This window comes from Paenibacillus sp. 7541, from assembly GCF_002276395.1.
Classification (GTDB): Bacteria; Bacillota; Bacilli; order Paenibacillales; family Paenibacillaceae; genus Paenibacillus_AQ; species Paenibacillus_AQ campinasensis.
Window position 1 is genome coordinate 1 of the sequence record NZ_NQLZ01000040.1, and the last position, 16870, is coordinate 16870.

Genomic DNA, 16870 nt, shown 5'->3' on the forward strand with positions numbered 1-16870 from the left:
GAAGCGCAAAGCATCAAGCCCGGCATGTGGCGCAAAGGCAGGAGGCGGGCGAATAATCCGCCTCCGGACCGGGTTAGATCAACGCCCGGAGACGGAGGTTATCTTTTTCGAATTTTGCTACCCTTACTTCAATCGCGCGTAGGATGCTTAAGCACTCATTGTCTGTCTTCCTACAGCGCAGGTCGAATAAGGGAGGAACCGCAATGTCGTTTCATATTGTTCATGGGTACACGCCGCCGATCCGGTCGAAGGACGGGAGCCATCCGCCGAAGAGCATCGCCTCTATGGAGATATTCAATCTCAGAGGCTTCCCGCAATGGGTGGTCCTGCGGGGGCATGACACCGACAATCCGCTGCTGCTGTTTTTTCACGGCGGGCCAGGAGCTTCGCAGACTGGAGCGCAGCGCAGATATTTGGCGGGGCTCGAAGAGAAGTATACGGTGGTGAATTGGGATTACCGTGGAGCGGGGAAAAACTATCAGCCCGGAATCCCGCCTGAAACAATGACGATCGGCCATCTGCTTAAGGATGCCCGCGAGCTGGCGGTCCAGCTTCTACAGAAATTCGGGCAGCGTCGACTGTTTGTCATGGGTCATTCATTCGGCGCCTTGTTCGGGCTGCGTTTTGTCAATGTTTACCCGGAGCTGGTGCGCGCTTATGTGGGCATCAATCAGCCGACAGACCGCGCGGCAGAGGAAGGACGCTCGTATGAATGGGTATATCAGGAGGCAGAGAAGCGAGGACTGAAAAAGGCAGTTGCAGTGCTGGAGCGTATGGGGGCCCCGAGGAACGGTCTATATAAAACGATGAGTGATTTTGTCCAGCAGCGAAAGCTGTTGACAAAGCTGGGGGGCGTCGCTTTTGAGCAAAGTCCGACTCAGATCAATGTAATCAGCAATCTGTTTACCCCCGAATTGTCAGGTTTCATGAAAGGGTTCTCGTTTAGCAACGAGCATCTCTGGGATGAATTTGTGGGACATAATCTGTTTGAGCAGATTCGGGAAGTTCGGGTTCCGGTGTATTTTGTGGCTGGGGCGCATGATCGAATATGTCATGACCTCATTATGGAATACGTTAAACAGCTTAAAGCGCCAAGCATCCATGTGGACGTATTCGAGAAATCCGGGCATCTTGCCTGCTTCGAAGAGCCGGACAGATTCATGAGGCTGATGACAGAAGAAGTGCTGGTATAGTCGAAGAGCGGATGAATGAGGCGTAATAAGAGGATAAGGGAAGTAGATTTTACAGGTTGACCATGCGGCGTTTGTTCATTGATCTATGACGCGACCGATTGGTGCTGATCAAAAATCCTGTGTTCCTTTAATCAAGAAGAAAAGGAGCCGGGATTTTTTTTGATTTCATTTTGGCATTGTAGAGTTTTTGTAGAGATGCAGCTGGTATCATTACTAAGTTAGGAAGAAAGTAACAAAGAGTAGGTACTTAGTAACAAGGGAGAACGATCACAATCTATAGGTCGCATCCATTGTCCTGATGAATGCAGCTAGCGAGACATATACAAAAGAGTGCCACTAATCAAGGGGAAAGAGGAGAGGAGAATTATGTTGAGTACCAGATCATCTTTACGGAGGGGCCGACGGTATTTGTCGATGCTCTTGACGATTGCCATCGTCTTGAGTTCATTTGCCCCCGCCGCTGTCGCCAGCAGCTCAGGTGCGGGAGGGGCTGTTGAAGGCGTTACTTACTTCGTCGACCATGATAACTGGGGAGGGCCGGGTTCAACCGGAATAGATGGAGACCTGGATATCGGGATCAAGAATCAGAACAATTCCCCGGCAGACAACTATGATAAGTTTCCAATCGAGTTTAAATTCGATGTGGACAAGCCGGTACCGGGTGATGCCGAGGCTTACCTGCTTATTCGCGCTTATGATGTGGATGAGGAAGACGGGAACTATAACGATAGCACCAACGGCGAATGGGACCGCGTATATTTCTCGTCCAATCCCGAGCATATCCGCATGAACCAGCGCTACACGCAGTGGAAATATCCCATTCCCGGTGCGAACATTCCGAATAATGGTTATATGAATGAGATGCACCAAGACGCTTATGTCGGAGCTCTTTCGGGCAGCGACACCAAGTGGAATACGACGGTACTCCCGATCGAGGCCGGCAAAATCGTGCAGGGAGAGAACTACGTAGGGATTACGATTCATCACTACTATCAAGATCCGAGCAATCCCAACTCCAATTGGCAGATGACGGTGGACTGGGGGCAGCTTGTTATTAACGGAGGCTCCCGCAGCAAAGGGGAGATTACTTATGCAAGCCTTGAACCCGGCAGCGTCAATAATGAACTCATTGTTAATACGGAGTTTATGCCGAAGGTGAACGGAGACTTCTCCATTGAGGTCAGCTTAATTGAGAAGGCTACAATCGGCGGGGATGTCGTGGATCAGAACCTGGCCATCGGGCAGAAGCGGATCAGAGGCGGCCAGGCGAACACACTCAACAAAAATGAAATCGTCCTGAAGGACGTGAGGCTCGATCCGAATAAAGAATACACGCTTAACGTGATCTTGTATGAGGATGGGGGAGCGCTCACAGAAAGCCCGAAGGATGTCAACAATACGCCAATCAGTATCGACATCGATCCGATGGAGGTACAGCATATCTATACGATGTCTACATTTGATCCGAAGGTCGAAGACATCGAGCTGAACAACAGACCTCAGTATGAGCCGACATGGTTTAGCCTGAACGATTTCGAGGACAAGTTGTTCAAGATCAATGGGCGGCAGGATAACACACTTGAAAAAGTTAAAATCGTGACGCTGCCCGATCCGTCCACCGGTCGCCTCGTCTTCGGACAAGATGATGTCGCCGCAGGGGACGAGCTGAATGCTGCGGAGCTAGGGAACCTGAGATTTATCCCGACTGCGAGCGGCGGGTTCAATCAACCGGTCACCTTCGAGTGGAATGGTTACGATCAGGACAAGAAGAAGTACGCACAATTCAATGCCGAAGTCGTCATTTCGCCGAACCTGGCGCCAGTACTGGACAATGTCAACATCCCAGTGAACAAGGGAACAACTGCTGTTCCGGTGGGAGATGGCATAAACCGGGCGGTACAAGATGACCAGGCACCGTTGCAACCTGACCATGTGGCAGTACTTTCACTGCCATCTACCGGGACTTTGATGCTCGGACAGACAGCGGTCACGCAGGGAATGGAGATCCCTTGGGCGCAGCTGCCGGCATTGACGTATGTGCCGGAGAGTGCGAACCAGACGGGCACGGTGACGTTTTCCTGGAACGCATCAGACGGACTTCAGTATGCGAAAGATCCGGCAACCGTCACGATTACCATTAACCATCCTCCTGTCGCTCTGGATGTCGTGAAGACAGGACTTGAAGGCAGGCCGGTCGTTATCCCAGCAGTAGAGTTTAAAATGACCGATGCGGATGGAGACGACCTGAAACTCATTGACATCGTCAACGTGGATCCATCCATAGGGAAGCTTCAGTATACTACGGTAACCGATGGCACTTACCGGGACATTGCGGGACCGATTGATTACGCTACCCTGGCCTCCGTTATCTTTACGCCTGCAGCGGATCTGCCACTATACCCTCCGGTTGTGACCCAATGGAGGGCACAGGACGGGAAGCAGTTCTCGGAGCAGCCAGGCAGCATTACGATTACGTATGACGGAAGACCGATTGCTCACCCGCAAATCATCGAAGCTGAGGAAGGTTCCGGTGTTATTCCGGTGATCCTGACGGGAGAGGATGCGGAGAGTGCCGTTCTGGCCTATGACATTATCAGCCAACCGGCTAAAGGAACGCTGGAGCCCTCCGCAAATGGAAGCCAGCATTGGATATATCGTCCGGATCCAAGCTTCGTTGGCGGGAAAGATTCATTCCGGTTCACCGTAACGGATGATGTATATCATCAGAGCAGCGAACCGGCTGAAGTGACGATTGTTATTAACCGTACCCTCGATGGGTGGGTAGGCGATCAGCAGCAGGGAGATAACGAGGTCGTTACTGCCATCCCAGGCAAACCTCTCGCGCTTAACGCTGTCAGCTCCCTGCATGCGCAGAAGGTAAACGCCATCGTGAACGGGGTTGTGGTTCCGCTGACCGAGGTCAATCCGGCAGGAGCCGAGGCGGCGGGGTACCGGACTTGGAGCAACAGCCACTGTATCATGGCGCTGGGCATAGCTCCAGGAAATTGCGTTCTTCCGATGGATACGGCAGCCGGCCTGCACCTGGTTACATTCGAGGCGTTTAACGGAGCCGGGCAATCACTCCCTGCGGAGATGAAGCTGCAGGATAACCAGTTCAAGGTGGTGGGTACGAACCTGACACTGCTGGCGAAGCCTGAGTCCATTCCAGGGGACGGTAAATCAACGACGGAATTAACTGCTGTCGTGAAGGACGGAGACGGAAAGCCGGTGGAAGGGGTCGCGGTGACTTTTGAAGCGCCCGCAGGTCAGGGCGAGTTCGTGGGTCCACATACGGCGGTAACGGACCAAGACGGCAAAGCGGTGGTTGTGTTTAGATCACCAAAGATTAGCGGCGTGAACAATGAGACGATTGAAGTCACCGCAACCGTGGATGAGCCTGCACGAGGATTGTACGGGAAGGACAACATTCAGATTACGTTCCAGCCGGCTGTCGTTCGAGGCATGATTACAGAAGGCGAATCTCATCGTCCTGTCGCCCATACTCCGATCCGGATTACACTTGATCTAAATGGCGATGGCATCATCGAGGCGGGCGTCGACTTCATTGCAACCGTGGTAACGGACGAGCACGGGGCCTACTCGTTGCCTGTTCCGAAGGGAGATGCCACGTACAACGTGGAATTTACCCGGGAAGTTATGATCGGCGGCGTTCCGACGCCAGTAACCTATGCGCAGAAGGCGAGAGTCGATAAAATCGCTGGCAACAGTGAAGTGTTTGATTCGGAAAAGACGGTCACAGGCATGGTGTTGTTCCAGAAGAGCAACGGCCTCACCAGTTTGCTGAACAACAGCATGATTGATAACATGAAGGTTTATCTGAAGGATGAGAATGGCGTCTATATTACGGATGCGTCCGGCTCCAAGAAGCCGTTCGAGTTAGGTAAACAGGGTGTCTTTACCGCAGACGGATTGGAAGCCGGGCAGAAGTATGTGCTTGAAGTATGGTATGAGATGGAGATTTATGACGAGCATGGACCGACCGGCAAGTACAAGGAAATTGCGATCAACGGGAAGCGTGATCCACAGAATCCGGATGTGATCCGCTATCCAGAGATTGCATTGAAAGCCAACGGGGAAGTGAATCTCGTACAAGATCTTGTAGATCCGTACGGAACCATATCAGACGGCCATACCCAATTGCCGATCGAGGGCGCTGATGTAACCTTGTATTATGCCAACACGGCAAGAAACAAGGCGAACGGCGTGACACCGGACACGAAGGTATACTTGCCGCCGCTGCCTGGTTTTGAACCTAAAAACAATGAAAGTCCGAGCCAGAAGAGTGACTCGAAGGGCTTCTATGCTTACATGGTCTACCCTGAAACTGATTATTATCTGGTTGTTCGCAAGGACGGCTATAACAGCTACACAAGCCAGACGATTTCCGTAGAGTGGGATATCGTCAAACATGATGTGAAGTTATATCGGCCAGCGAGCGGGGACGTATCAAGTCCGGCTCAGCCGGGGAGCAGCCCTCAACAGCCTGCCGTATCCCTGGATCTGGCGGTAGACAGCAATCTTGTTCAGGAAGGGTCGGAGTCCAAACTGCGTGTTTGGTACAAGAACGAAGCTGCTTCTCCTCTGCAAGGGGGTGTAATTACCATCACGCTGCCGGACGGCACGGAAGTGATTGATGCCCAGGGCGGTCAGGTGGAAGGCAACACGATATCCTGGAGCATCGGACGTCTGGCAGGCCAGCAGTCCGGGGAGTTTATCGTGACATTGAAATGGCCGCAGCTGGATAGCAAGGAAGCGGTGTTTGATATCAAAGGCAGCTTCACAGCGAACGGACAGGGGGCTTCGGAAGCGCGCGGTTCGTTGAAGATCCAAGTCTTCTCTACGCGCTATGAATCGCTAAGTCACCAGCGTTACATTCTCGGCTACCCGGACGGGGAGTTCAAACCGAACCGGTCCCTGACGCGTGCTGAATTGGCAGCGATTGTTGCCCGTCTGACGGAGAATAGCGTGCTGGATACCCCGATAGCTTATTCCGATGTTCCATCGGATTACTGGGCTGCCAACTATATTCGAATTGCAACCAAGCATGGCTATTTCAACGGATTTGCTGACGGCACCTTCCGTCCGGATGTTCAGGTGACGAGAGGCGAGCTGGCGATGGTCATGACGCGATTCCTTGATCTTGAGGTCAGCCAGTCAGGAGAGATGCACTTTAACGATATCGATGGACACTGGGCATCCGATGCGATCGAAGCTTTATATCGCAATAAGTTCCTGAGCGGCTATCCGGACGGATCCTTTAAGCCGCGGAATTCCATCATACGTTCTGAAGCGGTGACCTTGATTAACCGGATGCTGTATCGTGGTCCGCTGCAAGGCCTTGAACCATTGTTCCCGGATATGCCGAAGTCGCATTGGGCATTCGGGGATGTCCAGGAGGCCACCATCTCCCATGAGTCGGTGCGTCAAGCGGATGGAAGCGAGCAATGGATCCGAAACATCGCGGATGATGTGAAGTAACCGAAGCGAGGCGGAGACGCAAGAAGACAGACGCTTTGCTTTGAAAGCCATCCAGGCATGTCCGGGCTATGCACGGCTTGCATAGAGGACAAGATGTGACTGAAACCAAACCCATAGGAAGGACATTCTTAATAAGTGGCCTTCTTATGGGTTTTTTTTGCGTACATCATGCAGGCATGTAATCTCTGTTACTGGAATCAATTGTACTAGGTGGTAAACTTTTGATTAGGCAATATCATTTTCACCTAAAGGTACGATGGCTTATTGCCGATAGGAATTACAGGTTCTGATATTTAAAGGGTGGAGGAGCTTTTATGAGGGGAAAATGGAGTCTAATTGGAACAGGCATCATTTTGCTGGCTTTTATCGCGGCTGTTCTTATGGTAGTGACGGATTATAAGGCTCCGGCGAAATCTCGGGAATCGGCTGCTGCACAGCTGACGCTTAATCGCCTTCAGGATCTGGAGCCGGTGACCGTTGATTTTGCGGAGAAGCCGACGGTGCTGTTGTTTTTTACATCATGGTGCCCATATTGCCAGGAAGATGCACCCAAGATGGTCACGCTACACGAGAAATACAAGGACCAACTTAATCTGTATGGCATTAATCTTGCTCACCGTGATGAAGAAAGTGAAGTGAAGCAATATGTTCAATCGTTTCAAATCGAATATCCTATCTTGCTCGATGAAGACGGTGAGGTATACGCTCAATATGCCGGAAACGGATTTCCATCGCTGTATTTTTTCGATTCGGAGGGGAACGTTATACAGGAGCTTGTAGGGGCAACTGATATCGATACCATAGAGCAGCTTTTTGTCTCTTTCCTGGAAGGATATCATTGATTCGGATGGCTAATGCCGGACATTCCCTGGTTGCTTAAACCTTCATTGTTCGGGTTTTATAGGTTTTTTGAAGCTAAAATTGTTCTTAAAGCTTGCCCAATGCCGAATATTTATGTATAATCAAACGTGTCAACGCTTCGAATGTACGGTAGTAAATGATGAAGGTGGTATCATGGAACTGCTGGACAGCAATGAGAGCAAGAAGAAGATGTGCCAGTATTACAATGAAATCTCGAAGGAACTGTTCGGCTTCGGTACCACTCTCCTGAGAGTGAGCATCGATCAGAATATTGTGACCTTCTATGCGAAACACCGGCGCTCGCCGCGCTCCGACGCCCTGGAAGGGGAGGCCCCCGGCTTAAAGCTGGAAGTGGACTTCCGCATGTCTGTCTTGTATAAGAAGAAATTCCGGGAGAAGCTGGAGGAGCACATGGGGCTATCCATTGAAGCTATATTGCGGGATTATGATGCGTCTACACAGTGGGCGATCACGAATGTCATTTTGAAGTCTTGACGGTCTCAAGGCCCGGAAGGTTCACAGGATGACAATCCCTGACAATTTCATATGATGGCGTTTGACTTCGGATTGATTCTGAGGCAAAAACCGATGATACGATTGACTGGCGGGTATCGCTTTCCTTTGTTTACGAAGAAAAGTGTTCTTGTTTTCTACAAGAATGCTTTTCTTTTTGTTTTTTTATAATAAGAAATCATCTCAGAGGGGCAAAAGGAGGGACGGGGCAGGATCATCTTAGCCATGCGATCATTCCACCGATCAGAGGATGGATGAGAAGAAACAAGCCAAACCTTAAACTAACATTATATTTCAGGAGGTCTATAGAACAATGATGAAAAAATGGTTGAGCGGGGTAACTGCAGTCGTTATGACATCGGTATTGCTGGCAGGTTGTGGTGGTGCAGGCAACACAAGTGATAATGAAACGGCAGGAGATACGGGCGGCAGCGCTGCGGCGCCAACGAAGCTGGTTGTTTCTACTTGGGGATTCTCTGAGGATTTTTTCAACGAAGAAGTGTTCGGTCCATTTGAGAAAGAGCATAATGTCGATATCGTGGTTGAGGTCGGCAACAACGCGGAACGTCTGAACAAGGTTCGTCAAGGCACATCCGAGGTTGATGTGATTTATCTGTCGGATTATTATGCACAGCAGGCCATTGATGAAGGATTGTTCGAATTCATTGACCGCGCGAACATTCCAAACGTTAACGATATCTATGAAATTGCCCAAGCTCCGCTCGGTGAGAATTATGGGCCCGCGTACACGGTAGGCCAGCTCGGGATTGCTTACAATCCAAACCTGGTGTCCATAGAAGTCTCGTCCTGGAGCGATCTGTGGGATCCGGCATTTGCGAACAACCTGACTATGCCTAACATTACGGCGACAGCAGGTCCGATGGTTGTGGATGCGGCATCGTATGCTGCAGGCAAAGACAGCTTTGATGAGGAGGCGGCTTTTGCCAAGCTTCAAGAGCTTAGCGGCAACATCGTCAAGTTCTACAGCCAGACCTCTGAATTCGTGAACATGTTCGCTCAGGAGGAGATTGCCGGAGGCCCGATCATGGAGATGTACTTTAAGGATCTGCAGGTGGCTGTCCCTGATGCCAAATTCGTTACGCCAAGCGAAGGCGGTTATGCGGTTATGAATACGATCAATGTCGTGAAGGGCACCAAGAACAAAGAGCTGGCTGAGAAGTTCATTAACTGGCAGCTGAGCCAGGAAGTACAGACTGCATCGGCTAAAGCCAAGGTAGACTCTCCGGTCAATACCAAGGTGGAGCTGACAGCGGAAGAGGCGGAGGGCATTACGTATGGTGCGGAGCTCGTGGAATCGCTGAACAAGCTGGACATGGAGTTTGTAAACCGCAAGGCCAAAGAGTGGACGGATCGCTGGAACCGTGAGATTGCCCGCTAATGGCCTGCTAACAGGAGCTGATTGAATATGAATAGCCGGATCATCCTTGATGTAGATACCGGAATTGATGACGCGCTGGCGATTATACTGGCCGTCAAAAGCCGCAAGCTGGACATGCTCGGGATTACAACCGTCTGCGGAAATGTATCGTTGCAGCAGGCGACAGAGAATACCTGCAAGGTGCTGGAGCTGATAGATGCGACTGACGTGCCGGTGATTGCCGGCGCGGCCAGCCCGCTGATTCGCAAGTCCCATTATGAGCACCGCGTTCATGGCCAGGACGGGCTCGGCGGGGCACTGCCCGAGCCGCCTGTGTCTAAGCAGGCGCAGGAAGGATTCGCTCCGGACTTCATCATCGAGCAGGTGATGAAATACCCGGGTGAAGTCACCCTGATCATGACCGCGCCGCTGACGAACCTGGCACTGGCGCTGATGAAGTGTCCGGAGCTGCCTCGTTATCTGAAAGAGGTCATCTTCATGGGCGGTGTCGTACGCGGGCATGGCAATGTGACCCCGACGGCGGAATATAACACCTTCGCCGATCCGGAGGCGGCCAGGATGGTGCTGCATGCCGGGATCGATCAGCTTACACAGGTCGGCCTGGATGTCACCAGGCAGACGCTGCTGAACGATGCGGCCATCGCGAAGCTGACGGATTCAACACTTCGCAGTTATGTGGCGAAGAGCACGGAGATTTACATCAACCGCTATGAGCAGATGAATGGCGTGCGGGCTTGTGCCCTGCATGATCCTCTGGCTGTGGGCGTGGCGCTGAATCCGGAGCTGGTGGGCCGCAGGAAGTATTATGTGGACGTCGAGACCGCAAGCCGGCTGTGTGATGGACAAATGGTGTGCGACATTCAGAATCGGCTGGGGCAGGAGCCCAACCTGCTGGTCTGTGAGACGGTGGATGCCGATCGGTTTCTGGAGATGTTCATCGGGGTTCTGAATTCCTGATCCCCGCCCCCTTCGGGGCGGCGCGATCAACAGCAAGATGCGTTGCATGCAGCAGAACAACAGGATATTGATGTAATGATGTTTGGTATGTTATAACACTCATTCCTAATGTACAGGAGTATCACGATGAAAAAATCAGCAGTGTACTGGCTACTGCTGCCCGGATTTGTGTTCCTGGCGGCGTTCATGGTCATTCCGATCGTCCTGACCATCGGGTCGACTTTTGTTCAGGAGAATGCGTTCACCCTTGACGGGTATTTGCATTTCTTCAAGGACCCCTACTTTCTGAAAATATTGCTGACAACACTGCAGGTCAGTGTCGTCACCACCCTGGTGTGTGTGGTGCTCGGATTTCCGACGGCTTACTATATTTCGCGCAAGGCGCCGCGGCGGAAAGGGATACTGCTCGCGCTCGCGATTTTTCCGCTGTTAACGAGCCCGGTTGTGCGCTCATTCAGCTGGATGATCATTCTGGGGCGCAAAGGGCTGATCAACAATGCCTTGGTTGGGCTTGGCCTGATTGATCAGCCGCTGGATATATTGTACACTCCGGCAGCGATGATGATTGGTTTGACACATCTGTTCCTGCCGCTGATGATTATTTCTCTTGTCGGGGTGCTGGAGAATATTGATCAGGATCTGCTTAAGGCAGCCCAGAGCCTGGGCGCCTCGCGCTTTACAGCCTTTCGCCGGGTGGTATTCCCGCTGGCGGTACCGGGACTTGTGATCGGGGCTGTGCTCGTCTTCGTAGGCAGCCTGACCGCGTATACAACGCCGGCGCTGCTTGGAGGCAAGCAGCGGGTGATCGCCACGTTCCTGTACCAGAATGCCATGACGCTCAATGACTGGTACCTGGCTTCGGTCATCGCAGCGATTATGATTGCCATTACGTTTATTGTGGTCGGCGTCATGAACAGAATGGCCAAAACTTTGAATCCGAAGGGGTAGACATATGCGGGAGAAACATTTCGGTCTAGGCCTGTTCAGCCTGCTGGTCTTTATCTTTCTGTTAGGGCCGCTGCTGATCATATCCGTCACTTCATTTGAGCCCGGGACGGTGCTCAAGTTTCCGCCAGAGGGCTTTTCGCTTCGCTGGTATGAGAATATTTTTAAGACAGGCGGATTTATCCGCACGTTTCAAATATCGATCATCGTTTCGCTGCTTGGGAACCTGCTGGCGTTAATCCTCGGGATCCCGGCTGCGTATGCGCTGAGCCGTTATGATTTCAAAGGCAAATCGCTTCTGAACGCCATCTTCCTGTCCCCGGTGCTCATTCCCGGGATCGTGCTTGGTTTTACCCTGATGAAATATTTGATCGTCGTGTACCAATTGCCGATGTATCTCGGGCTGCTGATTGGCCATACGATTATCATGCTGCCGTTCATCATCCGGGTCATTGCTTCCAGCTTGTCGAGCTTCGACTTTGCGGTTGAGGAAGCGGCGCTCAGTCTGGGGGCGGGACGCGTGAGAACGTTCTTCCAGGTGGTGCTGCCTAATATCCGTTCGGGGATTCTGGCAGCGGTGCTGATCGCTTTTCTGGAGTCGTTCAACAACGTGGACATCTCGGTCTTCATGACCGGGCCGGGCGTAAGCACGCTGCCGATTCAGATGCTGACGTATGTCGAGAACTATTTTGACCCGACCATTGCGGCCATATCTGTGCTGCTGATGGTGCTGACCGGGCTGCTCATGTTCTTCATTGAACGGATTATGGGCGGACTGACTTATTTCACTAAACGATAATTGGAGGCGCACAAGTGATGGCATTGCTGACATTGGACCAGGTATCGGTCGCGTATGACAACCAGACGATTCTCAAGGATTTCAGTCTGGAGCTGGAAAAAGGCAAGCTGCTCTCCCTGCTCGGACCGAGCGGCTGCGGCAAAACAACAACCCTGCGCCTCATCGCAGGTTTCCTGGAAGCGAAGCAGGGCAAGTTCCTGTTCGGTGGCAAGGATTATACCCGGGTTCCGGTGAATAAGCGGAATTTCGGTTTTGTGTTTCAGAGCTATGCGCTGTTCCCGCATTTGTCCGTCTATGACAACGTCGCTTTCGGTTTGCGGATGCGGAAGGTGAAGGACCGCGATGTTTCCGAGCGGGTGATGCGCATGCTGGAGGTTGTGAACCTGAACGGCTTCGAGAAGCGGTTTCCGCAAGAGCTGTCGGGTGGTCAGCGTCAGCGGGTGGCGATCGCCCGGGCGCTGGTGATTGAGCCGGATCTGCTGCTGTTCGATGAGCCGCTCAGCAACCTGGATGCCAACCTTCGGGTCAACATGCGGGTGGAAATTCGCCGCATCCAGCAGGAGCTTGGCATTACGACCCTGTACGTATCCCATGATCAAGAGGAATGCTTCTCCATCTCGGATCAGGTGGCCATTATGAACAAGGGTATTGTGGAGCAGCTGGATCGTCCGGAGACGATCTTCAAATATCCTGCGACTGAGTTTGTGGCACGATTTATCGGATTTCACAACTTTATTGAATTTGACGAGCGGTCCGATGCAGGAGATGCGATCTCGCTCAAGGTGGGTGGCCGGCTGTTCACGGCAACCGCGAATCCTGGAACGGTGCGTCCAGGCGCTCGCAAAGGCGCCATTCGTCCCGACGACCTCATCGTCAGCGGAGATACTGGCCAGGAGGCCGCGAATGCGCTGCCTGGGATGATCAAGGTCAGCACGTACCTGGGCCGCAGCTATCAGTATGTCGTTGAGACCGAGCTGGGTGATTTCACCGCCAATCAGGAGATGGAGACGCCATACTTCAGCGGGCAACGGGTGAACCTGATTTTCCCGCAGGACAAGCTCGTGCTCGTGGAATAGAGCAGGCAGCAGGAAGCAGCAGATGAAGAAGGAGATTATGCCGATGCGTGCAGATCAACTGATTGTGAATGTAAACGTGTATAACAGTTCCTATAAAAGATTCGAGCCGAATAACGTAGCGGTTCTGAATGGCAAGTTCATGTATATCGGGCCCGGCGGCCCGGAGCTGCTGGAGGCGGATGAGGTGATCGACGGCCAGGGGAAGTATATGATCCCCGGGCTGATCGACATCCATCTGCACATCGAGAGCTCGATGGTGACGCCGGCTACATTTTCTCATGGACTGCTTCAGTGCGGGGTCACTACGATTGTTGCTGAGCCGCATGAGATGGCCAATGTGTTCGGACTGGAAGGGGTGCAGGAGATGATGGCCGCCAGCCGCGAGACGGTGGTGGACATGTTCTATTCCATTCCTAGCTCCGTTCCGGCCACGCCGATGGAGACAACTGGCGGCTCCATCGAGATTGAGGATATGGATGTGCTGCTTGCGACGGGGGAGATCATCTGCCTCGGGGAGATCATGAACTACGTGGATGTTATCCGGGACCCTGATTGCAAGACAAATCAGATTTTGCGACATATCCGCCAGAACTATCCGGACCTTGTCATTGAAGGACATACTCCGAAATTGCTAGGACTGGACCTGCATCGGCTGATTTATGCCGGAGTTGATTCCGACCATACCCATCAGAGTATTGAGGGATTGGAGGCGAGAATTGCAGCGGGTATGTTCATTGAGATTCAGGAGAAATCGATGACGCCGGAAGTGATGAAATATTTAATGGAGCATGAGGTATCTCAGCATTTCTGCTTTGTTACGGATGATGTGATGCCGGATACCTTCGTTGCGCGCGGGCATCTGGATCATATCGTTCGTAAGGCAATAAGCATGGGCATGCGCCCTGAGGATGCGATTTATGCGGCGACATCCACCCCGGCCTTGCGCATGAAAATGACCGACCGCGGCAGCATTGCTCCGGGCAAGGTGGCAGACTATATGCTGCTGTCGGATATTAGCGCACTGGCGATTGAGCGGGTGTACAAAAATGGACGGAAGGTGTACGACGCATCAGAGCCTTATGAGCAGCAGCGCAGCAGCGGACAGTTCCCGCCGCATTTTTACCGGAGTGTGAAGCTGTCTTCACTGGGTGCGGATGATTTTGTGATCCGTGTCGCCGACGCCGGCGGCAATGACAGGGTTAACGGAACGAGAGCTGGGGATCAGGTGCATAGCAGAACGGAAGCTGTCCGGGAGAGTGGTTCGGCTGCCGTTCCGGAAGAGGATGTATTCCGCTGCCGGGTGATGATGGTGAAGGACGGATCTACCTTTGTTGAAGAGCATATTGCCCAGGTGAAGGCGGTTGACGGAGAACTGCAGTGGGAAGGCAGCGAGTATGGCCTGATCGCGACCTTTGAGCGCTACGGTATGAACGGCAACCGTGCTTACGGTCTCATTGGAGGCGACACCATTAAGCGCGGGGCCATTGCCACAACCTATTCACATGACAATCATAACCTGCTGGTTGTTGGACGGAATCGGGCTGACATGGTGCTGGCTGCGAACCAGGTAATTGAGAGCCAGGGCGGCTTCTGTGTGGTTGAGGACGGGCAGGTGCTTTCCATGCTGAAGCTGCCGGTGGGCGGCATTCTGACGGAAGAGCCGCTGACTGAGGTGTCCCGGCAGGTGAAGGAGCTTCGCTCGGCGATGCTGTCACTCGGGTATGTGCATTACAACCCGATTATGTCCCTCAGCACGCATTCGCTTGCCGTCAGCCCGGCCTTGAAGATCACGGATCATGGCCTGATTGATGTGAATGCCGGTAAAGTGGTGCCGTTGATAGTGGATTGATCTTTTCTTGTGTGATTTTATAGACGAAAGACCCTTTGGTCGTGCCTTGTTTAGGCGCGGTCAAGGGGTCTTGTTGTCGGCGTTTAAAGCTTCTAACCTCCGCCTATACCGTGTACAAACAAAGTGAGGAATATAGTAGGGATTGTAATGACAGCAGGTAATATTACGCCACTAACAATTATTTTAGTAAACTTTTTGTTCATGAGATGTACACACCTCTTCGTTTAATTTTTTAAATCTTTGCTGTTGAGCAGAGTCAGCTATGTTTCTATATTGGTTAAACATAGTAAGGCATCTTATGATAGTTGCTTCACTATTTATTTTAGCAGAGAATTCTAATCCCTCAAGTAAATAATCTAGTCCATTTGATTGATTATTCCGCAAATAGTATTTTCCTAGATCAGCTAGGAATTGTGCATATTGCTCAGCCATGATCGGTTTATTGTATTCTCCGAACACGGTGTAATAAGTCTTATAGGGAATATAATCCTGAAAACGGATTAAAATCGAATCAATGTTGCAATCATATTTATTGGCGGCTCTGACTATATAACAAAGACCAACAAAAATTTCGTCAGGTCGTTCAGATAGATATTCAATGTAATCTTGCAAAATTTCTGTTTCTCCGGATAGTAGGCGCAATAGATACTGGTTGGCGGTGGAGAACTCGTTAAATTGCTTAATAACAATCCTGGATTCTTCCGAATCCTCCTGAATCCAACTGTCAGCATTGCAATATAATGTGGCATAATATATTGCTTTTTTATACTCTCCGAAATGCTCGTAAACGCCAGATTGCAACAGTCGAGCATAAAGCATATAAAAATATATAGGGCGAGCGGGTTGTTTTTGATCAGTGTGTTTGCATTTGGAGCGAAGCAAGAGATCATATTGTATGGATGCAATACGATACATTTCCTCTGATAATTCATTAACCTTCCCCCACTCATGCAAAGAGGCATATACATGAGCCAGATGCTTTAACCCTTCTAATTGGTCAATTTCATCCAGGCGGTCTACATAGGGCTCGAACAAAGTAGCGGCGCGTAAATTCTGTTTGAGATCGTCACCTAAAGAGAGGAGAAATAAACGGTAATGACAAATAGCCAGCCGCTCCGAGTGTTGATATTTCTCAATAATACTTACACCGCGGTAGAGTAGCTTTGCTGCTTCTTTCATATCCTTGGCAAAGAGTTCCTCTGCCACATCAAAAATCATAGAACCATAGCTGATGTCCTCCAGCAGATTATGTAAAATGATTTCAATACAGTCGAGCCGTCCAATTTCCGCGGAGCGGATCAGAAAAGGGCGCAGTCTCCGCCAGTTCGGTGCTGCCAAGGTAAAGCACTCCTCGGCGAAGCGGGAGTAGAAGTGATCCTCTTCTAATTCCATAGCTTTGGTAATAGCATCCAGTTGACTTACGGAAAGAGGTTGATTTTGGTTCGCGATTCGGCTTAATGATCCAGAATTGATGTTAGCTTTAGCAGCGAACTGAGTCAGGGTTAAATTATTGTCTTGTATGTATTTTAATATCTCTGCTCGTATTGTGTTCAGTACCATATAGAACACCATCCTTTGAAATCCATTATCTGGATTAATAAACCACATATATCAAAATAATATATACTAATTTTACATTGGTCAATATTTCCTTCTGTAATTAAATCTGGTAACCGAAATCCGGTGTTAACCTCTCTCTTCATCATAAAAATAGCGGCCGCATCAGGATGGTTGGCAGGCAGATTTTTCACTCGTTAATTGTTATACAGATAGATACCT

11 protein-coding genes are annotated in these 16870 nt (G+C 51.1%); 10 read left to right on the top strand and 1 reads right to left on the bottom strand.

From position 1 onward, the window contains the following. Window positions 1-203 precede the first annotated feature (203 nt). The 10 genes from CHH75_RS21440 to CHH75_RS21485 all read left to right on the top strand — a co-directional run bounded on the left by CHH75_RS21440 (window position 204) and on the right by CHH75_RS21485 (window position 15091). On the top strand, window positions 204-1193 hold the full coding sequence (locus CHH75_RS21440) for an alpha/beta fold hydrolase (RefSeq protein ID WP_176475632.1): 990 nt from the start codon (window positions 204-206) through the stop codon (window positions 1191-1193). 366 nt (window positions 1194-1559) lie between these two features. Next, the gene (locus tag CHH75_RS21445; protein ID WP_095399124.1) at window positions 1560-6692 is read left to right on the top strand and encodes an S-layer homology domain-containing protein; all 5133 of its coding nucleotides are present in this window, start codon (window positions 1560-1562) and stop codon (window positions 6690-6692) included. Window positions 6693-7006: 314 nt separating this feature from the next. Next, window positions 7007-7534, top strand: a complete 528-nt coding sequence (locus tag CHH75_RS21450) for a TlpA family protein disulfide reductase (protein WP_095267723.1) — start codon at window positions 7007-7009, stop codon at window positions 7532-7534. 172 nt (window positions 7535-7706) lie between these two features. Continuing rightward, window positions 7707-8048, top strand: a complete 342-nt coding sequence (locus CHH75_RS21455) for a Na-translocating system protein MpsC family protein (protein ID WP_095267724.1) — start codon at window positions 7707-7709, stop codon at window positions 8046-8048. A 334-nt stretch (window positions 8049-8382) separates the two neighbouring features. Next, complete coding sequence (locus tag CHH75_RS21460; protein ID WP_095267760.1) at window positions 8383-9465, top strand: ABC transporter substrate-binding protein; 1083 nt, start codon at window positions 8383-8385, stop codon at window positions 9463-9465. A 27-nt stretch (window positions 9466-9492) separates the two neighbouring features. Beyond that, window positions 9493-10422: a nucleoside hydrolase gene (locus CHH75_RS21465; RefSeq protein ID WP_095267725.1), complete on the top strand. Its 930-nt coding sequence runs from the start codon at window positions 9493-9495 to the stop codon at window positions 10420-10422. A 126-nt stretch (window positions 10423-10548) separates the two neighbouring features. Next, complete coding sequence (locus CHH75_RS21470) at window positions 10549-11370, top strand: ABC transporter permease (RefSeq protein ID WP_095267726.1); 822 nt, start codon at window positions 10549-10551, stop codon at window positions 11368-11370. A 4-nt stretch (window positions 11371-11374) separates the two neighbouring features. Beyond that, complete coding sequence (locus tag CHH75_RS21475; protein ID WP_095267727.1) at window positions 11375-12166, top strand: ABC transporter permease; 792 nt, start codon at window positions 11375-11377, stop codon at window positions 12164-12166. Window positions 12167-12183: 17 nt separating this feature from the next. Then, window positions 12184-13242, top strand: coding sequence for an ABC transporter ATP-binding protein (locus CHH75_RS21480; protein ID WP_095267728.1), 1059 nt, complete (start codon window positions 12184-12186; stop codon window positions 13240-13242). A gap of 43 nt (window positions 13243-13285) precedes the next feature. Then, window positions 13286-15091 (top strand): adenine deaminase C-terminal domain-containing protein, encoded by a 1806-nt coding sequence (locus CHH75_RS21485; protein ID WP_095267761.1) that lies wholly within the window; start codon window positions 13286-13288, stop codon window positions 15089-15091. Between the two features lie 183 nt (window positions 15092-15274). Here the strand turns inward: CHH75_RS21485 and CHH75_RS21490 are convergent, their stop codons facing one another. Beyond that, the gene (locus CHH75_RS21490; RefSeq protein WP_095267729.1) at window positions 15275-16651 is read right to left on the bottom strand and encodes a helix-turn-helix domain-containing protein; all 1377 of its coding nucleotides are present in this window, start codon (window positions 16649-16651) and stop codon (window positions 15275-15277) included. Between the last annotated feature and the right edge of the window lie 219 nt (window positions 16652-16870).